The sequence below is a fragment of the Aeromonas caviae genome, assembly GCF_000819785.1.
GTDB lineage: Bacteria > Pseudomonadota > Gammaproteobacteria > Enterobacterales > Aeromonadaceae > Aeromonas > Aeromonas caviae.
The window spans coordinates 23,107-49,648 of record NZ_CDBK01000110.1 but is presented as its reverse complement, the minus strand read 5'-3'; the positions used below and the strand labels follow the sequence as shown (position 1 = coordinate 49,648).

The 26,542-nt window shown below is 60.5% G+C and carries 22 protein-coding genes and 1 tRNA gene; 15 read left to right on the top strand and 8 right to left on the bottom strand.

Annotated features, from left to right (window positions below):
* The 11 genes from BN1120_RS20000 to galE all read left to right on the top strand — a co-directional run.
* Positions 1-794, top strand: a 794-nt coding sequence (locus tag BN1120_RS20000; protein WP_042017710.1) for an NAD(P)/FAD-dependent oxidoreductase, incomplete at its 5' end; no start/stop codon positions are given.
* Positions 791-1,570 (top strand): DUF1365 domain-containing protein, encoded by a 780-nt coding sequence (locus BN1120_RS19995; protein WP_042017709.1) that lies wholly within the window; start codon positions 791-793, stop codon positions 1,568-1,570. The genes BN1120_RS20000 and BN1120_RS19995, both read left to right, overlap by 4 nt.
* Before the next feature lie 106 nt (positions 1,571-1,676).
* Positions 1,677-2,933 (top strand): SAM-dependent methyltransferase, encoded by a 1,257-nt coding sequence (locus tag BN1120_RS19990; RefSeq protein WP_039041352.1) that lies wholly within the window; start codon positions 1,677-1,679, stop codon positions 2,931-2,933.
* A 2-nt stretch (positions 2,934-2,935) separates the two neighbouring features.
* On the top strand, positions 2,936-3,415 hold the full coding sequence (locus tag BN1120_RS19985; RefSeq protein WP_039041351.1) for a DUF2878 domain-containing protein: 480 nt from the start codon (positions 2,936-2,938) through the stop codon (positions 3,413-3,415).
* Entirely contained in the window at positions 3,412-3,630 is a 219-nt protein-coding gene (locus BN1120_RS19980; protein ID WP_010673326.1) for a TIGR02450 family Trp-rich protein, read from the top strand. The genes BN1120_RS19985 and BN1120_RS19980 overlap by 4 nt, the downstream gene beginning before the upstream one ends.
* Positions 3,587-4,129 carry a chalcone isomerase family protein gene (locus BN1120_RS19975; protein ID WP_042017708.1) on the top strand — a complete coding sequence of 181 codons (543 nt, stop codon included), beginning with the start codon at positions 3,587-3,589 and terminating at the stop codon, positions 4,127-4,129. Before BN1120_RS19980 ends, BN1120_RS19975 begins: the two co-directional genes overlap by 44 nt.
* Positions 4,130-4,140: 11 nt before the next feature.
* Positions 4,141-4,683 (top strand): DUF3833 domain-containing protein, encoded by a 543-nt coding sequence (locus BN1120_RS19970; RefSeq protein ID WP_080768134.1) that lies wholly within the window; start codon positions 4,141-4,143, stop codon positions 4,681-4,683.
* Between the two features lie 130 nt (positions 4,684-4,813).
* Positions 4,814-5,281: a Dps family protein gene (locus tag BN1120_RS19965; protein ID WP_010673329.1), complete on the top strand. Its 468-nt coding sequence runs from the start codon at positions 4,814-4,816 to the stop codon at positions 5,279-5,281.
* Positions 5,282-5,517: 236 nt separating this feature from the next.
* Entirely contained in the window at positions 5,518-7,167 is a 1,650-nt protein-coding gene (gene hcp, locus BN1120_RS19960) for a hydroxylamine reductase (RefSeq protein ID WP_042017707.1), read from the top strand.
* Positions 7,168-7,267: 100 nt separating this feature from the next.
* On the top strand, positions 7,268-8,287 hold the full coding sequence (locus BN1120_RS19955) for an FAD-binding oxidoreductase (protein WP_042017705.1): 1,020 nt from the start codon (positions 7,268-7,270) through the stop codon (positions 8,285-8,287).
* Between the two features lie 85 nt (positions 8,288-8,372).
* Complete coding sequence (galE, locus tag BN1120_RS19950) at positions 8,373-9,398, top strand: UDP-glucose 4-epimerase GalE (protein ID WP_042017704.1); 1,026 nt, start codon at positions 8,373-8,375, stop codon at positions 9,396-9,398.
* A gap of 174 nt (positions 9,399-9,572) precedes the next feature.
* On the opposite strand, the gene BN1120_RS19945 is transcribed toward galE, so the two are convergent.
* A complete protein-coding gene (locus BN1120_RS19945; RefSeq protein ID WP_042017703.1) occupies positions 9,573-10,322 on the bottom strand; it encodes a DsbA family protein in 750 nt (249 codons plus the stop codon).
* 198 nt (positions 10,323-10,520) lie between these two features.
* Here BN1120_RS19945 and BN1120_RS19940 point away from each other — a divergent pair.
* Positions 10,521-10,608: transfer RNA gene (locus BN1120_RS19940), tRNA-Ser, on the top strand.
* A 94-nt stretch (positions 10,609-10,702) separates the two neighbouring features.
* Here the strand turns inward: BN1120_RS19940 and BN1120_RS20470 are convergent.
* The 6 genes from BN1120_RS20470 to BN1120_RS19910 all read right to left on the bottom strand — a co-directional run bounded on the left by BN1120_RS20470 (position 10,703) and on the right by BN1120_RS19910 (position 18,227).
* The gene (locus tag BN1120_RS20470) at positions 10,703-11,398 is read right to left on the bottom strand and encodes a family 16 glycosylhydrolase (protein WP_080560416.1); all 696 of its coding nucleotides are present in this window, start codon (positions 11,396-11,398) and stop codon (positions 10,703-10,705) included.
* Positions 11,399-11,638: 240 nt separating this feature from the next.
* A complete protein-coding gene (locus BN1120_RS19930; protein WP_010673336.1) occupies positions 11,639-11,950 on the bottom strand; it encodes a PTS lactose/cellobiose transporter subunit IIA in 312 nt (103 codons plus the stop codon).
* A gap of 10 nt (positions 11,951-11,960) precedes the next feature.
* Positions 11,961-13,340 carry a glycoside hydrolase family 1 protein gene (locus tag BN1120_RS19925; protein WP_010673337.1) on the bottom strand — a complete coding sequence of 460 codons (1,380 nt, stop codon included), beginning with the start codon at positions 13,338-13,340 and terminating at the stop codon, positions 11,961-11,963.
* A gap of 57 nt (positions 13,341-13,397) precedes the next feature.
* A complete protein-coding gene (locus tag BN1120_RS19920) occupies positions 13,398-14,750 on the bottom strand; it encodes a PTS cellobiose transporter subunit IIC (protein WP_010673338.1) in 1,353 nt (450 codons plus the stop codon).
* Positions 14,751-14,777: 27 nt separating this feature from the next.
* Positions 14,778-15,083, bottom strand: coding sequence for a PTS sugar transporter subunit IIB (locus BN1120_RS19915; RefSeq protein WP_010673339.1), 306 nt, complete (start codon positions 15,081-15,083; stop codon positions 14,778-14,780).
* A gap of 828 nt (positions 15,084-15,911) precedes the next feature.
* Positions 15,912-18,227, bottom strand: a complete 2,316-nt coding sequence (locus BN1120_RS19910; RefSeq protein WP_330217870.1) for a glycoside hydrolase family 9 protein — start codon at positions 18,225-18,227, stop codon at positions 15,912-15,914.
* A 754-nt stretch (positions 18,228-18,981) separates the two neighbouring features.
* On the opposite strand from BN1120_RS19910, the gene BN1120_RS19905 reads away from it, so the two are divergent.
* The 3 genes from BN1120_RS19905 to BN1120_RS19895 all read left to right on the top strand — a co-directional run bounded on the left by BN1120_RS19905 (position 18,982) and on the right by BN1120_RS19895 (position 25,069).
* On the top strand, positions 18,982-21,660 hold the full coding sequence (locus BN1120_RS19905; protein WP_052455440.1) for a glycoside hydrolase family 3 protein: 2,679 nt from the start codon (positions 18,982-18,984) through the stop codon (positions 21,658-21,660).
* A gap of 93 nt (positions 21,661-21,753) precedes the next feature.
* Positions 21,754-23,727, top strand: coding sequence for a methyl-accepting chemotaxis protein (locus BN1120_RS19900; RefSeq protein ID WP_162183367.1), 1,974 nt, complete (start codon positions 21,754-21,756; stop codon positions 23,725-23,727).
* A gap of 10 nt (positions 23,728-23,737) precedes the next feature.
* Positions 23,738-25,069 carry an ABC transporter substrate-binding protein gene (locus BN1120_RS19895; RefSeq protein ID WP_042017700.1) on the top strand — a complete coding sequence of 444 codons (1,332 nt, stop codon included), beginning with the start codon at positions 23,738-23,740 and terminating at the stop codon, positions 25,067-25,069.
* 326 nt (positions 25,070-25,395) lie between these two features.
* On the opposite strand, the gene BN1120_RS19890 is transcribed toward BN1120_RS19895, so the two are convergent.
* A complete protein-coding gene (locus BN1120_RS19890) occupies positions 25,396-26,418 on the bottom strand; it encodes a LacI family DNA-binding transcriptional regulator (RefSeq protein WP_039041338.1) in 1,023 nt (340 codons plus the stop codon).
* Positions 26,419-26,542 lie beyond the last annotated feature (124 nt).

The following is a 26,542-nucleotide window of genomic DNA, read 5'->3' as shown; positions in this document are numbered from 1 at the left end:
GGAAATTCAGCGACTATTTCGCCCGCCACTACATCCTGCCCATGGGGGCGGCCATCTGGTCCTCCACCCTGGCGGACATGCGTGCCTTCCCCTTGAGCTTCTTTCTGCGGTTTTTCGCCAACCACGGGCTGCTGGAGGTGGCGAACCGGCCCCAGTGGTATGTGATCCCGGGTGGCTCGCGAGAGTACATAGAGCCGCTCACGGCGGGCTGGCAGTCGCGCATCCGCCTCGCTACCCCGGTGGAGGCGGTGCGCCGGGTGGCGGATGGCGTCGTGGTTACCAGCCAGGGGCAGGAGGCCCATTTTGACGAGGTGATCTTCGCCTGTCACAGCGATCAGGCCCTGGCCCTGCTGGCGGATGCGAGCGAGGGAGAGAGGGCCATCCTCGGGAACATGCCCTATCAGGCCAACGACGTCTGGCTGCACACCGACGCCTCCTGCCTGCCGATGCGCCGCAAGGCGTGGGCGAGCTGGAACTACCAGCTCGGTGAGGATGACGGGGCGCGCCCCCTGGTGAGCTACAACATGAACATCCTGCAGGGGGTGAGCTCCCCCGCGCCCTTCTGCGTCAGCCTCAATCCCCGTGGACGGGTGGACGAGAGCAAGGTGTTGCGCCGTTTCGTCTATCATCATCCGGTATTCAATCAGGGCTCCATCGCCGCCCAGCAGCGACGGGGCGAGATCTGTGGCCATCAGCGCACCCACTTCTGCGGGGCTTACTGGTACAACGGTTTTCACGAGGACGGGGTGCGCAGCGCCCTGGACGTGGCCAGACGCTTCGGGGCCGAGCTATGAGCGGCGCCGCGGCCTTGACGCAAGGGGACGAGGGAATGGGGGAGGGGATCAGCGCCATCTGGCAAGGCTCGGTGCGCCATCGCCGCTTCGCCCCCAGGGCCCATGCTTTTTCATACAGCCTCTTCATGCTGGGGCTGGATCTGGACGAACTGCCCGGGCTTGAGCAGGGGCGCTGGTTTGCCGTGGAGCGGGCCGGACTGCTCTCGTTTCGCCGCGAGGACTATCTGCGGGGCAGCGAAGGGCCCCTCAAGCAGGCGGTCTGGGACAAGGTGGCGGCCCTTGGGGGGGATGCGGAGCCCGGCGGGCGGGTGCTGCTCCTTGGCAACGTGCGCTGCCTCGGGTTTTATTTCAGCCCGGTCAATTTCTACTTCTGCGATCGGGCGGGGGAGACCCGCTACCTGCTGGCGGAGGTCTCCAATACCCCCTGGAACGAGCGCCACTACTACCTGCTGGATCTGGCGGCGCTCTCCCCCCATGACAAGGATTTTCATGTCTCCCCCTTCATGGGACTGGGGATGCGCTACCACTGGCGCATCCGGGCGCCGAAAGAGGAGGCGCTGATCCATATCGAGAGCCACCCCGTATCCGGTGAGAGCAAGCTGTTTGACGCCACCCTGGCCCTGCGCCGCGCGCCGCTGTCGCGCAAGGGGCTGGCGGCGCTGCTGGCTCGCTGGCCCTGGATGACCCTGAAGGTGCTGCTCGGGATCTACTGGCAGGCCCTGCGCCTTTTTATCAAACGCACCCCCGTCTTCACCCATCCGGAGAGCCGCCCGTGACGCTGACACACCCGTTAAATTCCGCTTCCTGGTGTTGTCAGCAGCCCATGGTGCGGGTTCATCCCAACCGAACGACCTCACTCTTGACCCATTCGGAGAGCCGCTAATGGAACTTGCTCAATCAACCCTCTCTGCCTCTTTCATCGACAAGGGGGCCAAGCAACTGCTGCTCAAATTGCTGGCGCGCCTTGAGCAGGGCCAGCTGGTACTCCACGACGGCAGCGAGTGCCACCGTTTCGGCAAGGCGGGCAGCGACCTGCATGCCGAGCTGGTGGTGCAGGATCCGGCGTTTTATCGCCGCCTGCTGCTGGGGGGTAGCATCGCCGCAGGAGAGACCTGGGTGGAGGGTCTCTGGACCAGCCCGGAGCCGGTGGCACTGGTGCGCCTGCTGGCCCGCAATCTGCCGTTGCTCGACGCCCTGGAACGGCGCCTCGGCTGGCTCAGCTTCCCGTTCAACAAGGTGCGCCACTGGTTCAATCGCAATACCCTGACCGGTTCGCGCGCGAACATCGCCGCCCACTATGACCTTGGCAACACCCTCTATCAGGGCTTTCTCGACGATCACATGCAGTATTCGAGCGCCATCTATCCCCACCCGGATGCCACCCTGGAGGAGGGGCAGCAGGCCAAGCTGCGCACCATCTGCGAGCGGCTTGAGCTTGGGCCGGACGACCATCTGCTGGAGATAGGCACCGGCTGGGGCGGTCTCGCCGTCTATGCGGCCCGTCACTACGGCTGCCGGGTCACCACCACTACCATCTCCCGGGCCCAGCACGACTATGCCAAGGCGTGGATCGAGCGGGAGGGGCTGGGAGATCGCATCACCTTGCTGCTGGAGGATTACCGCAAGCTGGAGGGACGCTATGACAAGCTGGTCTCCATCGAGATGATCGAGGCGGTGGGGCACGCCTTCCTACCCGACTATTTCCGCCAGTTGTCGCGCCTGCTCAAGCCCGGCGGACGCCTGCTGATCCAGGCCATCACCATCGCCGATCAGCGCCACGCCCAGTATCTGCGCGGGGTGGACTTCATCCAGCGCTACATCTTCCCGGGAGGCTGCCTGCCCTGCGTCTCCCAGATGGCGGGTCTGCTGGCGCGGGAGACCGACATGCAGCTGGTACGGCTGCACGATCACGGCCACCACTATGCCCGTACCCTGGCCCACTGGTGCGAACGCTTCCTGGCGCTGGCCCCGGAGCTGCCCAAGCTCGGTTACAGCCAGGATTTCATCCGGCTCTGGCACTTCTATTTCGCCTACTGTGAAGGGGGATTCTGGGAGCGGGCCATCAGCCTGGTGCAACTGGAGGCCGCCAAGCCGGGGCCCCATGGCTGGTCCGGGGACTTGCCGGCACACGGTCGCTGATCATGTGGCAGTGGGCCCACCTGCTGGGATTCAACCTCTACTGGTTGCTGGCGGTGACATGGCAGCAACCGGGCCCGCTGCTCGGGATGCTGCTGCTCCATTTCATCTTCTCCCCACGCCGCGGGCAGGACTGGCGCCTCATCCCGGTCGCCCTGGCAGGCTGCCTGCTCGACATCCTGCTCTGGCGCCTCGGCCTGTTTCACTTTCCGTCCGGTTTTCCGCTCTGGCTGTTGCTGCTCTGGTGCGGTTTCGCCCTGACCCTCTCCCACGGCCTTCCCTGGCTTCGCCTCTTGCCGCGCTGGCAACAGGGGCTGTTCGGCATGGTAGGGGGCGCCTCCTCCTATATGGCGGGGGCCGCCATGGGGGCAGTAAACTTACCCTGGGGCATCTGGACAAGCGCAGTGCTGCTGGCGGTGATCTGGATGTGGTGGTTACCCGTACTCCTGTGGGTAACGGTCAAGCTGGAGGGTGAGACGAGATGAACACCTTTTCGACCGACACCTTGTTGTTTTCCAAGTGGACCAGGGATGGCCAGTGCGAGCTGGCCGAGCGTTTCTACCTGGTGGTGGCCTGCCAGCGCGATGCCCAGGGGCATCTGGCGAGCGTGGTGATGCAGGATATCAACACCCTGCAGGAACAGGAGATGGACTGGCATGAACTGGAGGATCCCGCCCGTTGGCACATGGGGTGGAACTAGCCTGCTGCTGGCGGCCTTGAGCCTGCCACTGTTTGCGACCGCCCAGAGCGTTGCCGCCCCCTGGCAGGGGCTGCGTACCGTGGGACAGGGGGAGATGCGCTGGCTCTGGTTCAAGCTCTATGACGCCACCCTCTACAGCGAGAGCGGTCGCTATCAGCCGGGGCGCTACCCGCAGGCCCTCAGCATTACCTACGCGAGGGCCATCGAGCGCCAGGATCTGCTGGAGGCGACCGCCGCCGAGTGGCAGCGGCTCGGCCTTGGCAGCGAGAGTGAGCGCCAACGCTGGCTGGCTCGACTGGCCACGTTCTGGCCGGATGTCGCCCCCGGCGACAAGCTGGTTTTTTATGTGGACGAGCAAGGCACGGGCCACTTCTGGTTGCGAGATCGCCTCCTGGGCTCTCTTGATGATCCCGCCTTCGCCCCCGCGTTTCTTGCTATCTGGCTGACTGACGACAGCCGGGATCCCGCTCTGACCCGCCGTCTGCGCGGCCAATCCTGATGGAGTATTCCATGAAGTTCTCTTCCTGGTGGCGTCTTGCCTGGTTGCTGCCCCTGCTGTGGCTCTCTGGTTGCGGCGCGGGTCTTGACGATTATCGCGGCTCCCGGCCGGGCTGGGATCTCGCCCGTTTCTTCAATGGCAAGCTGGTGGCCCACGGCCTGGTGACGGACCGCAGCGGCGAAGTGACCAGTCGCTTTCGGGTCGAGATGCAGGGGCACTGGCGAGAGGGCAAGGGGGAGCTGTTCGAGCAGTTTTACTTCGATGATGGCCGTCGGCAGACCCGCACCTGGTTTTTGAGCAAGGGGGCGGATGGCCACTGGCGCGGCACGGCTTCAGACGTGGTGGGGGAGGCGGTAGGCAAGACAGAGGGCTTTGCCCTCAATTGGCGTTATCAACTCGATCTGGCACTGCCGGATGAGAGCGTGGTGAGGGTGAGCTTTGATGACTGGATGTATCTGCTGGACGACGATCGCCTGATCAACCGCGCGAAGATCAGCAAGTTCGGCATTCACCTCGGCGAGGTGATCCTCTATATCGAGCGGCTTGAGCAATGAAAGCCGGTGCATTTTTTGCCGACGATAGCCATTGGCTATGGATCGGCAAGGCACAGACAATTGTCCTTTGAGTCTGCTTCTGGATAAGCTGACTCCGTTCCCGATAATGCTTACCACCTGGAGGTGAATCATGAAGAGCCCCATTGGTCTTGATACCGTTCAATCACAAGCTCTGGCCGCCGAGCTCAACAAGCTGCTGGCCAGCTACCAGATCCTCTACATGAACGTCCGTGGCTTCCACTGGAACATCCGCGGCAACCAGTTCTTCGAGCTGCACCTGAAATTCGAAGAGATCTACAACGACCTGCTGCTGAAAGTCGATGCCCTGGCCGAACGCATTCTGACCCTGGATGGGGTGCCCCTGCACAGTTTCAGCGACTACATCCAGGTGTCTGCCATCCCCGAGCAGAAGGGGCTGCATGACGGTCGTGCCTGCGTGGAATCCCTGCTAGCGAGCTTCCGCGAACTGCTGGTTGCCCAGCGCCGCATCCTGGGTCAGGCCGCCGATGCCGGTGATGAAGGGACTGCGTCCATCCTCTCCGACTATGTGCAGCAGCAGGAGAAACTGGTCTGGATGCTGCGCGCCTATCTGGCCTGATGAACCTGGGGCCGGCTGCCCATGCTCCGGCCCGTATCATTGCCCCTGTTGTTGCAAACCCGAGTTGTCTCTCCTTGATTTCCCACCCGCTTGCCGCCCGATTTGGGCGGCTTTTTTCTATTTGATCTGCATCAATGAAATGTTAATTGGTAAATTGAATGCCTATTAAGTTTTCCAAGAGGGGAATAGAATCGCCACAAAACAGACAACTGAAATGTCCAATTAGGAGAGGCATGATGTTTTGTGTGCAATGTGAACAGACAATTCGTACCCCGGCAGGCAACGGCTGCGCCTATGCACAAGGCATGTGCGGCAAGACGGCTGAAACTTCTGATCTGCAGGATGTGCTGATCTATACCCTGCAAGGGCTCAGCGCCTGGGCCCTGGCGGCCCGCGAGCACGGCATCGTCGACAGCGAAATAGACGCTTTCGTGCCCAAGGCGTTCTTTGCCACCCTCACCAACGTCAACTTCGACTCCGCTCGCATCGTCGCCTACGTCAACCAGGCGCTGGCCTATCGCCAGCAACTGGCCGCCAAGCTGGCACCGCTGGCGGTACAGGCCGATGCACTGCCCGCTGCCGCCCGCTTCGAGCCGGGTGCCGATCTGCTGGCCCAGCTTGCCCAGGCGCCGCAGACCGCGGTCAACCGGGGCAAAAACGAGGTCAACGAAGACATCATGGGGCTGCGCCTGCTCTGCCTCTATGGCCTCAAGGGTGCCGCCGCCTACATGGAACACGCCCGGGTGCTGGATCAGCAGGATGCCGGGGTCGCCGCCGAATTCCATCGCATCATGAGCTGGCTCGGCACGGATCCCTGCGCTCTGGATCCCCTGTTCAAGTGCGCCATGGAGATCGGCCTGCTGAACTTCAAGATCATGGAGATGCTGGATCTCGGTGAAACCACCGCCTTTGGCCACCCCGAGCCGACCCAGGTACGCGTCACTCCGGTACCGGGTAAGTGCATCCTGGTCTCCGGCCACGACATGGTGGATCTCAAGCTCATCCTGGAGCAGACCAGGGGCACTGGCATCAACGTCTACACCCACGGCGAGATGCTGCCGGCCCTGGCCTACCCCTTCTTCAAGCAGTACCCGCACCTGGTGGGCAACTACGGCTCCGCCTGGCAGAACCAGCAGAAGGAGTTTGCCAATTTCCCGGGCGCCGTGGTGATGACCTCCAACTGCATCATCGACCCGAACGTGGGCAACTACAGCGATCGCATCTTCACCCGCTCCATCGTCGGCTGGCCGGGCGTGACCCACCTGGAAGGGGACGATTTCTCCGCCGTGGTCGCCAAGGCGCAAGCGCTGGAAGGCTTCAAGCACGTTGAGCTGGAGCACTTCATTACCATCGGTTTTGCCCGCAACGCCCTGATGCAGGCCGCTCCCGCAGTGATCGACAAGGTCAAGGCTGGCGAAATCAGCCACTTCTTCCTGGTGGGGGGATGTGACGGCGACCGTGCCGAGCGCGCCTACTACACCGAGTTTGCCAAGGCGATCCCGCAGGACAGCCTGCTACTGACCCTGGGCTGCGGCAAGTACAAGTTCAACAAGCTCGATTTCGGCAACATCGGCGGCATTCCGCGCCTGCTGGACGTGGGTCAGTGCAACGATGCCTACTCTGCCATCCAGCTGGCCCTGGCGCTCGCCGACGCGTTCGAGTGCGGCGTCAACGATCTGCCCCTGACCCTGGTGCTCTCCTGGTTCGAGCAAAAAGCCATCGTCATTTTGCTCACCCTGCTGGCGCTCGGTGTGAAGGACATCCGCACCGGCCCGACCGCACCGGCCTTCCTCACCCCGGCCCTGCTCAAGGTGCTGGAGGAGCAGTTCGGCCTGAAAGGCACCACCACGGCAGACGCGGATCTCGCCGAGATCCTGGCGGCCTGAGCAAAGACACAGCCTTACACGCTCAGCATGTTGTAAGCCTTTGGCGAGCCTGATGGCTCGCCTTTTTTCAACGCTATTTCCGAGCAAGAGGAGCCTTGCGATGACCTCCACCTCTTTGAGCCTGCGCTGTATAGCCCGCCGGGTAGAGACCCACGACGTGGCGAGCTGGCAATTTGAACCCCTGGCTGGCGACCTGCCCCCCGTGCTGGCCGGCCAGTGCGTCACCCTGCACACGATGATTGACGGTAAGCCCCACTGCCGTGCCTACACCCTCTCCTCCAGCCCGCAGGATCCTTTCTGGCAGGTCACCATCAAGGATGTGGGGCTGGTCTCTCACCATCTGCACCAGAGCCTGCAAGTGGGGGACGAGATCCGGGTAGACGGCCCCTTCGGCGACTTCCACCTGACTGCTTTGCCCTGCGAGCGGCCGCTGCTGCTCAGCGCCGGCTCCGGTATCACCCCCATGTGGGCCATGCTGCGGGACGAGCTCGCCAAGCGGCCGGACGCCGATATCCGCTTTATTCACAGCGCCAGAACCCCCGGGGATGTGATCTTCGCGAGGGAACTGGCTTCACTGGCCGAGGATCATGCCGGTGTGCGCCATGCTTTAGTGCTGGAGAAAGTAGGGGAAGAGGCGCTAACGGCTCATCCCTGGGTTGGCCGGCTCACACCGGGGATGCTCAAGGAACTGGCGCCGGATCTCTTGAGCCGCCATGTCTATCTGTGTGGCCCAGCCCCCTACATGACCGCCGTCTGCACCATGCTGGCGGAGCTGGGACTGCCGGCAGCACAGTTGCACCAGGAGTCATTCGGTCTGCCTGCTGTTACATCGGGCGCGGCGCCAGTTGCGGCCGATAGCGACCACTTCTGGCTGACACTGAAAAAGAGCGGCAAGAAAGTGAAGATACTGCCTGGCCAGACCCTGCTGGCGGCACTGGAGGGGGCGGGGGAGACCATGATGGCCGCTTGCCGCGCCGGGGTGTGCGGCGCCTGTCGCTGCACCACGGAAGGCGAAATCGAGCGCCAGAGCGTGATGACCCTGAGCGCGCAAGATCTCGAGAACGGGGTGGCGCTGGCCTGTTCCTGCACCGCCAGAGGGGATGTGAGCCTGGAGTATTGACGGGCGTCATTGGTATCCCGAGCTTTTCCCGGGCGGGTCGTGCGGGTAGACTCAACCCCAGTTTCAGCAAAGTACGGGATAAAAAATGACAATTCTGGTGACGGGGGGAGCCGGTTACATCGGTTCCCACACCCTGGTCGAGCTGCTTGGTACCGGGCAGCAGGTCGTAGTACTGGACAACCTCTCCAACGCCTCCCCCGAATCGCTCAAACGGGTCGAGCGGATCACCGGCAAGCCGGTCACCTTCGTGGAAGGGGACATTCTGGACAGAGCCTGCCTGCAGCGGCTGTTTGCCGAGCACAGGATAGCATCCGTGATCCACTTCGCCGGCCTCAAGGCGGTGGGGGAATCCGGCCAGATCCCGCTTACCTACTATCAGAACAACGTGACCGGCACCCTGGTGCTGTGCGAAGAGATGGCCAGGGCCGGCGTGTTCCGGCTGGTGTTCAGCTCCTCGGCCACCGTCTATGGGGATCCGGCCTCGGTACCGCTGCGGGAAGATTTCCCCACCAGCGCCACCAATCCCTATGGCCGCTCCAAGCTGATGGTCGAAGAGATCCTGCGTGACCTCTCCAAATCCGATCCTCGCTGGGCCATCGTGCTGCTGCGCTACTTCAACCCGGTGGGGGCTCACGAGAGCGGCCTCATCGGTGAAGATCCCAACGGCATCCCCAACAACCTGCTGCCTTACATCAGTCAGGTCGGCGTGGGCAAGCTCAAGGAGCTGGGGGTCTTTGGCAACGACTACCCGACGCCGGACGGCACCGGGGTGCGCGACTATATCCACGTGGTGGATCTCGCCATCGGTCACCTCAAAGCGTTGGCCCGCATCAAGAGTGATACCGGCGTCTTCACCTATAACCTCGGCACCGGTCAGGGCTATTCCGTGCTGGAGATGGTCAAGGCGTTCGAGGCAGCCAGTGGCCGTGCCATTCCCTACCAGATCAAGCCCCGTCGCCCCGGCGACATTGCCGAGTGCTGGGCTGAACCTGCTCTGGCCCGTGACGAGCTGGGCTGGCAGGCCGAGCGGGGTCTGGAGCAGATGATGGTGGATACCTGGCGCTGGCAAAGCCAGAATCCGAACGGTTATGGCCCTGCTGCGAAGCCGTGATCAAGGGTCATGGGCTGCTCAGGAACCTCATTTATTCATATAAACTCGGGTCCCTGCGCTGCTCTTCGCCTTGCTGACAGCTTCTCGCGACGGCCCATCAGGCCTGATGGTTTGCAGCCTGAATAGCAAAACGCCCCGGCATGCCGGGGCGTTTTTTCATGAACAACGCGCGGGTTACTGAATGCTCTTGCCGGCGCGGACATCCTTGATGATGGCCTTGAGGCTGGCCAGATCCCGTGGTGCGCCGCGCAGGATCTGATCGCCGATGATGAAAGCCGGGGTGCCGGAAATGGCCATGGCTTCTGCCAGCGCCCGGTTGGTACCCAGATTCTGATCGATGCTGCCGTCCTTGATCTTCGCCTCTACCTTGCTCCAGTCCACGCCGGCGGCCCTGGCGATGTCTTTCACCTGGGCTTCGTCGGAGAGGGGCCCCTGATGGGCGTACAGCTTGTCGTGGAAGGCCTGGTATTTGTCGGGCTGGCCGAGCTTCACCGCCAGCGCCGCGCGGGCGGCGTAGTAGGAGGTTTCGCTCAGGATGGGGAACTGCTTGTAGATGTAGCGGATCTCCTTGTCCTCAGAGAGCAGTTGCTGAATGAGGGGATGAGCGCGCTTGCAGTAGCCGCAGTTGTAGTCGAAGAACTCCACCACCGTCAGGCTGCCCTTGGGATTGCCGCTCTCGGGATCCTGGTTGGCGAAGAGCTGCTTGGCATGGGCTTCTATCAGCGTCTTGTCGTTCTCGGCCTGCTGGCTCTCCTGCTTGGCACGCAGGGCGTTGGACATCTCGACCAGGATCTCCGGATTCTTGACCAGATAGTCGCGCACGATCTGCTCGACATCGCTCTTGGTCAGCTCGCTCGCCTGCACGGGCGCCGCAAGCAGGGTCGCGCCGGTCAGGGCGACGAACAGGGCATGTTTGATTCTCATAAGTCCATCTTGCTGGGGATGTGGTAGTGGCCCCTATAGTGGGTGAGTCTGTTTTCAAGTCAAGCCATACGCTTGAAAAAGCACGGTTTGCAGCGGTTTTGCCGGTTTTGTGCGCCAGATAGCCCAATAAATGGGCAAACAAACGGAGTGGGGATTTACAAGGGCTGGGGGCATGGGTAATATGCGTCGCACTGCTGCGGAGGGGTGGCAGAGCGGCTGAATGCACCGGTCTTGAAAACCGGCGATGGGCGACCATCCGTGGGTTCAAATCCCACCTCCTCCGCCATCCATATAGCCCAACTGATTTATTCAGTTGGGCTTTTTTGTGTCTTCGGTTTTGGGTATGCCGCCGTGTGCCCGGATTTAGTTGACCATCGCGATCACTCCCAGGGCGTCACATTGGCGTACTTGTATTTGGCGTAGACGGGCTGGCCGTTGTAGGAGCTGGGCGGGAAGCTCGGGTTGGCGCTGATCCAGTTATTCACAAACGTCTGCATCCAGCTGGTGACGGGGCGGCTCTCGCGGCGCACGCTCACCCATTTGTTCTGGGTGCGGCTGAAGACCTGCCAGGTGACTCCCGCCTCGTCGATGTTGAAGGCGTAGCGCTCCATGTTCCAGATGGAGATACCGTACTTGCCCAGGTCGATGTCCTGGGGATACTGACGCCCCTGGATCCAGACGTTGGTATGGAGCAGGTTGGTGCCCCCCATCAGCTCGATGTCGACTTCATAGTGAGAGCTGGTGCCTGCATCTCCGGTATAGGTAAAGAAGGAGCTGATGGTGCCGGGCACCGATCCTGCCTGCATCTGCACCTCATAACGACCCTTGCGGGTGTAGTTGTAGGTTCGCAGTTCAGCACAGCTCTTGTTTCCTTTGTCGGATTTCGCATGGAGGATGGCTGTGCCGGACTCCATCCAGACGTTGGCGGCGCGCCAGGTGCAGTCAAATTCTGACCCGCCATTGCGCCAACCATCAGAGACCTGCCAATCCTGATTGCTCCACCACCATGCCGATGCCTGAGTGGAATATAATCCTCCCGCCATCAGCAATACTGACATCAGTCCAAGTTTACGCATATTATCCACATTCCTGTGTGTTTATTAATGAGTGTTTTGTTGATGACTACAAGCAGCATCAGAATAGCCATAAACAGATGTTGAAACTTATACTGGTATCGCGTCATGACAGTTTCATATTTTTGAAATTGCCTGAAAAAGGTATGAAAGACATGACGGCTGGCTGGTATAACCAGAATAAAAAAAGCCACCGTATATAACGGTGGCAAAAGCACGGACTCCCGATCCGATGAGTTAAAATCAGCTGGCTTGGCGGCGATAGATCTCGACCAGTTCGGTGGCCAGTTCGCGGCACAGAATGGAGGTCATCAGGTGATCCTGGGCATGTACCATGACCAGTGTCATCTTGGTCTTGCCTTCGCCCTCATCGGCTTCAATCAGTTTGGTTTGTACGGCATGGGCAGCCTTCCCCGCGTCGGTGGCCTGGAGCAGCAAGGCATCCGCTTCGCTGAACTGGCCAGCACGAGCCTGACGCAGGGCTTCGAAACAGAGACTGCGAGATTGGCCGGCATTGACGATGATGCCCATGACTGCTTCTTCAAGATCCATCATTTATGACTCCTTAAAATCCATTATTACGAGAGACGTTGGCGAACCATTCACCACTTTTCTTGACGGTGCGCTGCTGGCTTTCCAAATCAAGGCTGATGAATCCATAACGGTTCTTGTAGGCATTCATCCAGGACCAGTTGTCAATAAAGGTCCACAGGTGATAACCACGGCAATTACTTCCTTCGGCAATGGCGGTATGAATCCACTGGAGGTGGCCGCGAATGAAGTCGATACGATAATCGTCTTTTACCTGACCATCTTCACCAATAAATCTGTGCTCCCCTTCGACACCCATACCATTTTCGGAGATATAGCTTGGGATATTTCCATAGTTGTCGCGCAGGTTGATCAATATGTCATAAATACCGCGCTCATATATTTCCCAGCCGCGATAAGGGTTCATTTTGCGGCCTGGCATCTCGTAATTCTCGAAGAACCAGTCAGGCAGGAAAGGGGAGTCCGGATTGATGGCCGTCATGCGTGCCTTCACTCGCCGCGGCTGGTAGTAGTTGATGCCGAGCAGATCGATCTTGCCGGCGGCCAGCAGTTCGCAGTCGCCGCTTTGCACCACGGGCATCTGATCGTGCTCGCGCAGGATATCGATCAGCTCCTGGGGATAAACCCCCTTCACCGCAGGATCGAGGAAGGCGCGGTTGAAGAACAGGTCGGCAATGAACGAGGCCTTCAAGTCTGCCGGGTTTGAAGAGCGCGGATAGGAGGGGGTCAGGTTCAGGACGATGCCGATCTGGCCGGGCAGGGAGAGTGTGCGATAACGCTTCACCGCCAGACTGTGGGCCAGCATCATGTGATAGGCCACCTGGGCTGCCCGTTTGAAGTCCATCTGGTTCGGGTAATGGAAGTCATACAGATACCCTCCTTCCACTACCACAACGGGTTCATTGAAGGTCATCCAGCAGGCAACGCGATCACCGAACAGTTTGAAGCAGAGCGCTGCGTACTCGGCATAAGCCGCCACGGTTTCGCGGCTCTCCCAGCCCCCCTGCTCCTGCCAGTACATCGGCATGTCGAAGTGGAACAGGCCGATGAAGGGTTTGATCCCCTTGGCCAGTAGCTCATCGATAACCTTGTTGTAGAAGTCGACGGCCTCCTGATTGACGGTGTGGCCATCCGGCAGCAACCGGGCCCAGGAGATGGATGTGCGGAAGCTGTTGTGGCCAATCTGTTCCATCAATGCGATGTCTTCACGATAACGATCGTAGAAGGTGGAGGTGTTGGCCGGGCCAACCTGACCGTGGAAACGGTGTGGCTCCGTCTCGAACCAGTGATCCCAGATGGTCGGTGCCTTGCCGCCCACATTGGCAGCTCCTTCCGATTGTGCGGCCGACGAGGCGCTACCCCACCAGAAGCCTTCGGGGAATGTATATTGCATTGCAGTTTCCTCTTGATGACCGGCGTGCAGGCGGCGTGGCGCCCGCACGCCTGGCGCTTACGCCTGACTCTGAATCGGTGTGATTGTGTCTGCTTTTTCTGATCTGGCGGCTTCTTCCGCTTCAGCCGTCTCGGCTTCCTGCTTGAGCAGGGTGCGTTCGTAAGCCCGCACGAAGGGGTAATACATCAGGGCGGAGATCCCCATGCAGATGAAGCACATGATGACCGGACTGAAGGCCCAGTTGGTCGCCCAGGAGGCGCCGATGGGGGCCGGTGTGGTCCATGCGGTCAGCATCACGACCTTCTCAACCAGACCCAGATCCACCGCGAACCAGGCCAGGATGGCGTTGATCACCGGCACCAGAATGAAGGGCAGGAAGAAGACCGGGTTCATGATGATGGGAGCACCAAACAGGATCGGCTCGTTGATGTTGAAGAACCCGGGGACCACGCCCATTCGCCCTATGGTGCGCAGGTGCACGGCGCGGCTGCGCATCAGCAGGAATGCCAGTGGCAAGGTGGAGCCCACGCCGCCGATAAAGAGGAAGTGATCCCAGAAACCGGGCAGGAAGGTGTGGGGAATGGCTTGCCCGGCGGCCAATGCGGCCTGGTTGCTCGCCAGGTTTGCCATCCAGAAGGGGTTCATGATGCCGGTGACGATCATGGTGCCGTGGATGCCGGCAAACCAGAGGATCTGGCACAACAGCACCGCCAGCAAGACGGCAGGCAGGCTGTCGGAAGCCGCCACCAGCGGTTTGAGCATGGACATGATCGCCTCGGGCAGGATCATGCCAGTGGTTTCCTGCAGCAGCATGTTGAAGGGGTGCAGGGTCAGGATAATCGCCAGGACCGGGATCAGCACCTCGAAGGAGCGCGCCACTCCCATCGGCACCTGCTCGGGCAGACGGATGGTGATGTTGTTGCGCTTGAGCCAGGCGTAGACCTCGGTCGAATAGATGGCACAAATGAGAGCGGTAAAGATGCCCTGACCGGAGAAATACTGGGTGGAGATGGTGCCGTCTTTATATTGCGCCGCCACCAGCATGAACGACATCAGCGACAGCAGGCCCGTGGTGATGGGGTCCAGGGAGTACTGCTTGGCCAGGCTGGATGCGACGCCCACCGAGATGAAGACCGTCATCAGCCCCATGCTCATGTTGAAGGGCAACATGAGTTCGGCACGATAGGTGTTGGAAAAATCGAGCCAGGCTCTGGCAAAGCCCCAGGTGGTTTCGCTGGAGATGGGTGGGAAAATGAAGACCAGCATGAAGCTGCCGACGATCATGAACGGCAGTGCGGCAATAAAACCGTCACGGATGGCCAGAACATAGCGTTGCTGGCCCAGTTTTCCTGCCAATGGGCCGATCCGTTGTTCGATCAACTTGACCAGCATCCCATAGAGTGAACTCATAGTGTGTGTCCTTCCTTGTGAGCACGCTTAACCAATCAGGGAGAGGGCGTAGTCCAGCACCTTGTCGCCGCGCTGCATGCCGTAATCCATCATGTCGATAGGTTGTACCTTGATGCCGTGAGCCGCCGCCTTGGCTTGCAACTCCGGTTGCATGTACTTGATCTGCGGTCCCAGCAAGACCACCTGGTAATGGGGCATCTGGTCATCGAACTCCGATGCGCCAAAAGCCTTGATCTCGGCAGCCAGGCCCCGTTTTTCGGCTTCTACCAGCATTTTTTTCACCAGCAGGCTGGTGGACATCCCGGCAGAGCAGCACAACATGATTTTTTTCATGATCATTCCTCAGTTATTAAGCTGGGCTCACTATAGATCGATGCAACAAAGTGGGAAATCGATTTCACGAATAGGGTTTTGTAATTGTGATCGCGATCACTTGATGGATATTCGATATAAGGTCGATAAAATAAAATATCGTTATTTATCAATTAATTGCAATTGTTTTTATGATGTGGTTTACGCCATGTTTGTTCGACTTGGTATTTTGAAATATCGATTTCAAGTCTGTCGTGGTTTTCATGCTACCCCTCCCCCCTGCATGATGCAGGGGGCGCTTTCGGCATGGTGCCGATCCGGCGCCCATGCCAGCAACCCCGGATAACCGAGCCCATCGCCGTGCTCCCTCACCCCCTGGTGGCAGGGGGTCATGGTGGCGGCTAAGGGGCTCTGTACAGTGTCTTGCTCAGATGGCGGGCTCAGCCTGGGGTTGCCTTGTGGTTCTCGCTGAGGGTCACGAAACCCGATTCAGGAGCCGGGTATCCTGCTTTCCCGCCTTCTTCGCGCGGGGCACTGTAGAAGAGGCGGGGAGCGGGTGATGCCCAGATGGCGTCAGCAGATCTGATGGCAAATGAGGGATCAAGTGGATGCGCAAATAAGGTGGCCAAGAGACGGACATGTAAAGGCAGGGTTGCGAAGGTGCGGTCAGATGCAATGAAATGATCGATAAGAGAGGGTTCTGCTGCCGTCAGCCTCTGAATGATGACGGAAAAGGGAAACGGAAAACGTAAAGTGGAGGGCGGCGACCGGTGCGGGAGCTGTCCTGGGCAAGGTCGGCAGGAGAGTAAAACAATGCTCCGTCACGGGGACGGAGCATTGGAAGGGTGATCAGCGGGTCAATCCACCTTCATCCAGTACGCTGACCGTCCAGAAGAAGGGGGCATTCCAGTTGACGGTGACCTCGTTCAGCGTCCAGGCACCAATCTCATCTTTCCAGCAGGTCTGGCCGGTACACTTGCCCTTGAGGGTGGAGGCAACGGGATCGCTGAAGTTGATGGAGTTCGGTCCGCCCGAGAGTACACCTGGCGGAACCAGGGGAGACGCGGGGTCGATGGGGTGAGCCCAGAACCTGTGGTGCGGATTCTTCAGCGGACGGCTGCCGTAGCCCGACACATAGGACTGATCGAGGGGGTTGCGGCCGAGCACATAGTCCATGGCATCGGACATGGCCTGCAGGTATTTGCGCTCTCCCGTGAAGTCATGGGCCAACCCGAGGAAGATGCTGCGGTTCATCAGGTTGGAGTTGGAGCCCCAGGGGTATTCGGTCGCCTGATAGGGGATAAGGTAACCCTCCGTCGCCACGCTCTTCTGGTAGCCGTCAGCTGCGGCGATGATAGCGGCGCGTGCCTTCTCCACTTCCTGTTTGCCCAGTTTGTTGGGCACCATGGCCAGCGTGATGGTCCCTGCGCTGCTGAGATCCTGCCAGTAGAGATCACCACTTGCGCTGCGATCCCCCTTGGGGGCGGCCAGATAGAGAGGGGACTGCTGGACGGCCTGCTTGTACTCGGCTTTGCCGGTGGTGGCAAACAGCTCGGCGGCAGCCCAGTAGAATTCGTCCTTCAGGTTGGTGTCATCATAGGGACCGGATCCCACAAAGTTGTCATAGGCATAGACGTCCGGATGGCGGTTGGCCGCCTTCCAGGCTCGTTCCGCTGCCTGCAGGCTGCGCTGTGCGAAGGCCGGATCCAGCTCTTTCCATACGCGAGCAGACTGGGCGGCGGTGGCCGCCAGGTTCAGAGTCGCAGCCGTGCTGGGGTGGCTCAGGAAACGGGGTTGTGGATCCTTGTGGGGCGGGAGCGGCATCCCGGTCCAGGCTTCGTCGGCGACCTTGTGGAAGACCATGCCGGAGGCATCGATCTCGGTCAGTTTCAGGCTGTCGAGCTGCTTGGACTGATCGCCTACCGGCACCCAGGCCTTCTTGCCTTCGGGCACCTGCATGGCGAGGAAGAACTCCATCATCCAGCGGGACTCGTCCAGCAGATCGTTGTAGCCGTTGTGCTGTTCCGGGATCTTGACCTTGCCGTCGGCAAAGGCGCTCTTGTCACCCTCTTTCGCCAGCTGCTCCCGTTCATAAAGGTTCATCAAGGTCCATACCGAGATCCCCCCGTTGACCACGTACTTGCCCTGATCGCCAGCGTCGTACCAGCCGCCGGTCACATCCAGCGTGAAGTCACAGCCAGGCCACTGGTTGCCCTTGGCGTCCTGCTTGTTGAAGCAGGTTACGTTCTCGGGCTTGTGTCCTGCCGGGCGAGCAAGGTCGGGGCGCTGGACATATTTGGCTTCGATGTCGATGCCGCTACGCTGCTGATAGAAGAAGGAGAGGGCATCGAATTTCATGGTGTGATAGATGTCATCGCCGATGCTGAACGGATGACTCTTCTGGCCGGCGACCTCCAGTACCAGGCCGGTGCCCGGGGTGGTGACCTGACTGAAGTCGGCAATCTGCACGTTCTCGCCGGATGCGGCATTCAGGCCAAAGGGCGTGGTCTTGCCTTCCGCGATGGTCTCACCCTGGGCATTGCGCAGGGTCCAGGGGAGCGCGTCCTTGCTGTCGGTGGCGATGGTCGCCCGTTTCAGAGCCTTGCTCAGATAGCCGACCTGGTTGACGCGCACGCTGCCCAGCTCCGATTTCTTGATCAAGGAGGGGCCCGATAGTGTGGCTTCACCGATACAGACAGTGGTCGGTGTCTGGGTGCCCATCTGAAGTTGGAACTGGGTCTTCTCGTCAGTGGCAGAAGGTGTGAACTGGATATCGAACGGTTTGGGCGTGCTGCCGAGGGCGAGGTCCTGCACCATGTAGTTGGTGTAGGGGGCGCCATCATGCTGGATCAGGGCCTTGACGTTGATGTCGCTCTTGGCCATGGCAGTGAAATGGAGTTTGTAGGTTTGCCCCTGCACCAGGCCGAGATTGGACTGACCCAGGATGACATCCCAGGGATTGGAGCCCGACTCGGTGAAGGTGATACAGCCCATCTGGTTCTCGGCGTTCAGGGTCCCCCCGGCCGTCCACCATCCATCGGTTCCCTGGAAGCCCCCATTGGTCAGCAATTCACCCACAGGCCCGGCAGATGCCGAGGAGGTCGCTGAACCAGATGCTCCTGCGCTGGGCAGTGAGCAGCCATGCAAGCCAATGACGCAAGACATGGCAAGCGTCAGGGCACTAAGCCGAGATGTTTTCATTGTTACCCCTTTGATCACAGACGGAAATAATGGCGTCGATTTTCGCACTCACGCAGAAAATGACCGAGTCATCCTGCGGCCCGCATTTCACTGTCAAGATTCACACACAATCCTTGAGTGGAAATCGATTTCACGATTCAGGTAACAGTAAATTTTTTGGCAGATCAAGTTTGCTTTTATGAAATGTGATGGAGACGGCAAATTTTCGTTTATTGATATATTCATGCACTTGAATTGAATTCCATTGAATCCTTTCAACATTCCTCTGACTCCCGAGCCGTTTGGCCATATCGGTGTCGTTCCAGACAGCTCATGCGGCAAATCAATGTGATCGATTGCATTTAAATTATTGTTTTAATTTTATTTTGTTGATTTTTCTGACATGAGTCTACCCGTTCTCTCTGTTCCTTCCTGGGTATTCTGCTGATGAGGCACGCCCCCGAGTTTGTGAGTTGCATCACTATTTTCTCTTTCAGCGGGATCTTTGTCATGGCATGACAAAGATACTGCTGGAATGACGAAGAGATTTCTGTTTACCATTTAATATTCTTGCAATCGATTTCAGATTTGACTGTTTTTCAAGACGACTCGCCATGAACGATGAGTCCAGGCGATGAACGAGAACATCCGGAGAGTCATAAGGAAAATGCGTAAAACTACAGGTCTCACCAGGTCTATGACCTGCCTATTCGTGGGGTGCGGCATCTGGAGTGCCGGGATGGCGGATGAGTTGTCGACCATGCCCTATTTTTCCACCTGGCCGCAGATCCACAGCGCCATTGCCAGGGACGAGGGGATGGAGCGCCAGATCCAGGCTCTGCTTTCCCGGATGACCCTGGAGGAGAAGGTTGGCCAGATGATCCAGCCCGACTTTCGTGAAGTGACACCTGAGGAGGTGACGCGCTACAAGATTGGCTCCGTCCTCAACGGGGGAGGGGGCTGGCCCGGCAACAACAAACACGCGTCGGCCCAGGACTGGGCACACCAGGCCGACACCTATTGGCAGGCGGCGGAAGCGGGCTTTGAGGGCAGGGGGTATCGCATCCCCTTCATGTGGGCGACCGATGCGGTGCACGGCCACAACAACGTCTTCGCGGCGACCCTGTTCCCGCACAATATCGGCCTGGGGGCGGCGCGGGATCCGGATCTCATCTACCGTATCGGCCAGGTGACGGCGCGGGAAGTGGCCGCCACCGGGCTGGATTGGACCTTCGCCCCGACGGTGGCGGTGCCCAGGGATGATCGCTGGGGCCGGACCTATGAGGGCTATTCCGAAGATCCCGCCATCGTCTATCACTATGCCGGCGAGATGGTGCGTGGCCTGCAAGGTTCCGCGACGGATCTGCGCGGCCAGCGCCATGTCATCTCGAACGTGAAACACTTCGTGGGGGACGGCGGCACCCTGAACGGGGTCGACCGGGGTCAGAACTTCTATTCGGAAGAGGACCTGCGCAACCTGCACGCGGTGGGCTACTTCTCGGGGCTGGATGCCGGTGCCCAGGTGGTCATGGCTTCGTTCAACAGCTGGCACAACGAGCTCAACCGCGACGTGCTGCCAGAAGACGGGGTGGAGTACAACGGCAAGCTGCACGGCAGCCGCTATCTGCTGACCGACGTGCTCAAGGGCAAGATGGGCTTTGATGGCCTTGTCGTCTCTGATTGGAACGGTCACAGCGAGATCGCCGGTTGCACCATGGGGAGCTGCCTGCCTGCGGTGCTGGCCGGGGTCGACATCTTCATGGTCACGGCGCGCAAGGACTGGATGGAGTTTCGCCAGAGCCTGCTCGATGGCGTGGCGAGCCGGCAGATCCCGATAAGCCGGATCGACGATGCCGTGACGCGTATCCTGCGGGTCAAGATGCGGGCCGGGCTGTGGGAGAAACCCATGCCGTCGGCCCGTGAGCTGGCGGGCAAGCAGGGTGAACTTGGTGCCGTGACGCACAAGGCGCTGGCCCGGGAGGCGGTACGCAAGTCGCTGGTGCTGCTCAAGAACGAGGGCAGGATCCTGCCCCTGAGCCGGCAGAGCCGGGTGCTGGTGGCTGGGAGCGCCGCCAACGATCTGGGCAAGCAGGTGGGGGGCTGGAGCCTGACCTGGCAAGGCAGCGAGAACGGGCGCGGTGATTTCCCCGGTGCCCAGAGCGTGCTGGATGCGGTGACCGCCACCGTCGGTGCGGATCATGTGCAGGTGAGCACGGGATCCGGTGAGTTTGCGGGAGCCAAGCCCGATGTCGCCATCCTGGTCATGGGGGAGGATCCCTATGCCGAGTGGTTCGGCGACATTCCTGACAACAAGACCCTTGCCTATGGGGATCTCAAGAGCAGCTATCACGAGGACCTGTTGACCCTCAAGCGGCTGAAGGCGGCCGGCATCCCCGTGGTGACCGTGCTTTTCTCCGGACGTCCGCTCTACGTCAATGAGGAGCTCAATCTCTCTTCCGCCTTTGTCGCCGCCTGGCTGCCGGGCACCGAGGGGGAGGGGATCACCGATCTGCTGTTCAGGGATGCCAAGGGCAAGGTGGCCCATGACTTCCAGGGACGCCTCTCCTTCTCGTGGCCCTTCAGCAAGTGCGCCACCACCATCAATCGCACGCCCACCCATATCCCGGGCTGGCAGCGTCCAGCCTTCGAGCAGGATCCAGCGGGTGAGTACGCACCGCTCTTCCCCTATGGCTACGGGCTCAGCTACGGCAAGCCTTCCCCTGTGGCGGCCCGGGTCAGCAACCTCAATACCCTGACCCTGGATAAACGCACCTTCGGCTGCAACGAGAGCGACCCCGCCAAACTGAGCGCTGCTGACAAGGTGCTCGAGCTGTTCGGGCCAAAGGCGGGTGAAGAACACCGTCTGCGCATGGGGGATGCCAGCAACTGGACGGGGACTGAAGTCTCCGGCAACAGCGTGACCGAGATGACCTTCATCAAGGTTCAGCCCATCGACTACCTGCGCCAGCAGGATGCGCGAGCGGTCACCTTCCTCGGGGCGGACAAGCCGGGTGTCGACTCCGGGGCCACGATCCAGTTGCAGACCACCCAGGTCAAGGGGGCGGATCGTCGCACCTACCTGAAGGGCGAGAGCGAGCTGCAGGTGACGCTGCGGGTGCAGCAGGCGCCAGCGGGGGACATGACGCTGGGGCTGCAGTGTGGCTGGCCCTGCGGCAAGTCCATCGAGATTGCTCCGGCCTTGCGCCAGTTGCCCCCGCAGAAGTGGGTGACCCTGAGTCTGCCCCTGCGCTGCCTCGAAGAGGGCATGGACTTCGCGAAGGTCAATACCCCCTTCATCCTGGGCACCAGTGGACAGGCGCGTATCGACATGGCGACCGTACGCTGGGTACCGGCTTCTCTGCTGGGGGCCTCAGGGGAAGTGGTCAGGCTCGATTGCCAGGGCAGGTTGAGTCGATAAGCCGTCAGCCAGATGCACCAGGATGCCTGTCGGGCTCCTGGTGCCTTGATAACCGGCTCCGCACCGATGCGGAGGGAGAGGTGGGAGAGAAGGATGTCGATCGTACAGCGGATCAGATTGGGCTTTACGCTGCTGCTGGTCCTGTTGCTATTGCTCGGGGCCATCAGTTACCTGAAAACGACCTCCATTCACGGTCGTTTCCAGCAGGTGACCGAAGAGGCGACGCCTCAGGCCCTGACCGCCAGCCGGCTGCGCGCCGCGTTGCTGATGGCTGACAGGGACAGCCTGGCGCATCTCGCCATCCGGGAGACGTCGGCGTTCCCCGAGTCCCGTCAGCGTGTTGCCCATGACAAGGTCCGCTATGAGCAGCACATCAAGGCATTCGCGGCCCTGACACTCGATACCGAGAGTGAGCGGCAACTCGCCCGGGTCACCGACCAGGCCCCCCGGCTGTTTACCATCTCTGAGCAGTTGATGAGCCTGCACGAAGAGTCGGTCGAGCTGGAGCGGGTGCTCGCACGGATGCGAAACGAGCTGCTGCACCTGGACGACAACTACCGTTCGGCGGCGGACCTGCTGGTGCGTTACACGGCGGGGCGGCGCTCTTTGCAGAACAAGGCGGAGCTCATCACCAGCGGTATTGCACGGGATCTCAAGCTGATCCTGCGTGCCGACGGCAACACGGATCTGGTGGCGCTACAGGGGGTGCTGGCCAAAGACATCGACATTGCGAACCAGCGTCTGGAGCGGATTGTTGTCCCCGATGACGTCAAGGCCAGGTTCACCCGCCATGTGGCGCGCATTCCCCAGCTGGTATTTGGCGACAAGGGGCTGATTGCCACCCTGATGCGCCGTCAGCAAATCAGCCAGCAACTCCATGGCTTGCGTGAACAGCAGGAGGCGCAGAGCCAGCAACTGGGGGAGGTCCTGGACAGGCTTATCGCCATCAGCAACCAGAGCATGCAGGAGGACAGGCTGAGTGCCGACGTCGCGGTTGACAGCGCCCGCACCTGGATCGTGATGGTGGCCCTGTGTTCCGTGCTCATCGCCCTCATAGTTGCCTGGAGTACGGCCCGCAGCATCCAGGTGCCGCTGGGGCGGATCAATCGGGTTCTCGGTCTGATGGCACAAGGGGACATGACGCTGCGGGTTCGCTACCCCGCCAGGAACGAGCTTGGTGAGGTCGCGAACTCCATCGACCAGCTGGCCCACCACACCAAGACGCTTCTGATGGAGGTCCAGACCGGCTCTGAGTACCTGGTGAGCGAGACGCGCAAGACCGCGGAGATCGGCGAGCAGGTGATGTCGCAGGTGCAGGCGCAGAAGGCCCAGACCGATCAGGTGGCGGCCGCCATCTTCGAGCTGGAGACCAGTGCGACCGAAGTGGCGCGCTCGAGCGATCATGTTCGTCGGGAGGTGGGGGAGGCCAATGACGAGAGCCGGCGCGGACGTCATCTGATGCAGGCCAATCGGGATGGCATCGAGCAACTGGCGACCGACATCGCCGGGGCCATGGCGATCACCCGCAAGCTCGAAGGCTACAGCAGCAACATTGGCAACATTCTCGAGGTGATCCGTGGCATGGCTGAACAGACCAACCTGCTGGCCCTCAATGCGGCCATCGAAGCGGCCCGTGCCGGGGAGGCCGGGCGGGGCTTTGCGGTGGTGGCCGAGGAGGTGCGGGCGCTGGCTACCCGTTCACAAGGGGCGACCCAGGAGATCCAGGTGATGATCGACAACCTGCAGGGATGCGCCCGCGATGTGGCGAGCGTGATGGCCCAGAGCCATGAGCAGACCCAGCAGAGTGTGCAGCAGACCCGGGATGTCGAGAGTGCCCTGGCGGGGATCGCCTCGCGCATGGAGGCCATCAAGGATATTGCGGATCACATGGCTTATGCCGCAGCGGAGCAGATTTCGGTGAGTCAGGGAGTGGCCCAGCACGTGGCGGCCATCGCAGACGTGGCTCACGAGACCGAGCAGGCGTCCCGGGTATCGGCGAGCAGTGGTGAGGTGTTGTCGGGGCTGGCCAGCCAGCAGCAGAGTCTGGTGGCCCGTTTCAAGGTGTAGGAGAGAGGCGATGTGGAAATCTGTGAGTGCCCTGCTGGTCTGGGGGCTGAGTACGGCGGCGGTATCCCAGGAGCTGGTGCTGGAAACCTGGCGCGTGGATGACGAGGCGCTCTGGAAGGAGCAGTTTCTGCCCCGTTTTCAGGCGATCCATCCCGAGATCACCCTTAAGCTGCATTCGCAGCGCTCGGCGGATTATGATCGGGAGCTTGCCGAGCGGCTGGCGGCGGGGAAGGCAGGGGATCTCATCACTTGCCGTCCTTATGATCAGTCCCTGCGGCTGTTCCAGCAGGGGCATCTGCTGGATCTGACGGACCTGCCCGGGATGGAGAACTTCCCGAGCTTTGCCAAGGCCGCCTGGCAGACCGACTCCGGGGCCCAGACCTTCTGCCTGCCCATTGCCTCCGTGATCCAGGGTTTCTACTTCAATGTCGATATCTTCAACGCCCTTGGGCTGACACCGCCGCGAACCCGTGCCGACTTCTTCGCCGTGCTGGAGAAGGTGAAGCAGGATGGCCGCTATCTGCCGCTGGCACTGGCGGCTCACGACAGCTGGGTGGTCTCCGAGCTTGGTTATCAGAATATCGGTCCCAATTACTGGCATGGGGAAGATGGCCGCCTGGCGCTGATCAACGGTCAGGCGCGAGTGACCGATGCCCCTTATGTGGCGGCGTTTCGTGAGCTGGCGAGCTGGCGGCCCTACATAGGGGACCATCCGGCCGATGCCACCGAAGCACAGGCGGTGGATGCCTTTGCCGCGGGCAAGGCCGCCATGATAGTGGCGGGCTCCTGGTCGCTGGCCCAGTTCACCGGCAAGGTCAATTTTGGTGCCTTCCCGCCCCCCGTCGCGCGGGAGGGGGACACCTGCTATTTCACCGATCACACCGACATGGGGATCGGCATCAATGCCGCCAGCCCGAACAAGGAGGCCGCCCTGAAACTGGTGGAGTGGATGGCTAGCGCCGACTTTGCCGAGCGTTTCTCCAATTCGGTGCCCGGCTTTTTCTCCCTCTCCAATCACTTCTTCGAGCTCAAGGATCCGGTGGCGAGCACCATGATGGGCTGGCGGGATACCTGCGATTCCACCTTGCGTCTGGGGGCGCAGTTCCTCACCCGGGGTGAGCCATTGCTTACCACAGAGCTTGCGGAGGTGTCGCAATCCGTGGTGCTCGGCACCATGAAGCCGGAAGCGGCTGCCGCGCGCATCCAGCAGGGGTTGGCAAGCTGGTATCCCCCCCAGAAGGCGGCCACGAGAAGAGCCAGTCTGTGTGAAGCGGACGAGCCTCTCCCCACGCTGGCAACCAGCGCGGCCACCGGGACGGAATCCCCCTTCGCAGCGCCTTGACGGTGGCCACGCTCCCGCAGGGATCTGCACACTCCCCAAGGCGCCTTCAGGCGCCTTGTTTCATTCAGGTCGACCGGGTCCATCGGGTTGCCATTGCCAGGCTTTGGCTGGTGTCATGGGGCCAGGCCGGATTGGGGGCCGGCAGAAGAGGGACGCCAGGTTGTGTGTGGTCTCTGTGCTATGTCAGAGAGCCAAGGTGGAAGTCGCGGCAGGGACTCGTCGCTCGCTGGACAGGTGGCTGACAAAAGAAAAACGGCCCGAAGGCCGCTTTGCGCTGATGCTGTGCAGGGATCTGATGCTGCGCAGGGAACTGCCCCGGTCTGTGTTCACCCCTTGTAGGGCAGTGTGGTATCACGCACCACAATGCTCAATTCGGGCAGTTCGTCCGAGTTCAGCTCCGTGTTCTCAATCAAACCCAACAGAGTCTTGACCATCTTGACTCCCATCTCGTAGATGGGCTGGCGCACCGTGGTCAATGGCGGGTTGGAAAAGGTGGAGAAGGGCAGGTCGTCAAAACCGATGAGAGAGACATCCTCAGGCACCCGCAAGCCGCACTGCTTGAGCCCCAGAATGGCCCCGTAACAGGTCTGATCGTTGGCGCAGAAGATGGCGGAGAATTTCCGGCCGCTCTCCACCAGCTTCTTGACGGCATTGAGCCCGCCGACCTCGGCGAAATCCCCCTGGATGACCAGGGAGGGGTCATATTCGATACCTGCGCTCACTAGGGCTTGGCGATAGCCATGATGACGCTCGATGGCATCGTTATGATCCGGTAAACCGACGATATGGGCGATGTCACGATGACCCAGATCCAATAAATAGCGAGTCGCCATGTAGCCACCCAGCCGGTTATTGATGCTGAAGGAGTGTACCCGCTCGGTCATGATATTGTGACCTGTGGCCACAATCGGTATTTGCTGGGAAAACTCGAGCAGTGTTTGCTGATTGACGTGGCCGGTCAAAATAATAAGGCCATCAACCCGCCGGGCCACCAGCAGGCGCAACCGCTCAACTTCTTCTTCCGCATTCCAGTGACCACTGACAATCAGCGGCACATACTCCATGCCCTGAAGAGTGTGTTCAACACCCCGCAACATTTCGTTGGAAAATGGACTCTCCACATGTTGGGTCAAAACACCCAGAGTCATGGACTGACCCGTTTTCAAATATTGCGCCATCAGGTTGGGACGAAAATTCAATTCCTGAATGGCATCTTCCACCGCCTGACGTTTATCTGCGGCCACTTTGGCCGAGCCGTTCAATATCCGGGATACAGTGCTTGCCGAGACACCGGCTCGGCGGGCGATATCATAGACAGTGGCTTTTTTCTCCTGAGCTGACTTCGACATCCCCCCTCCGTACTCGACTGTGAAAACCCCTGGTCATGGCCAGTGTTATATGAATATCTTCTTAATAAATCAGCAAGTTAGGATACCCGTTTCCCCTGGTGGTGACAAGCGATGATGCGCCTTG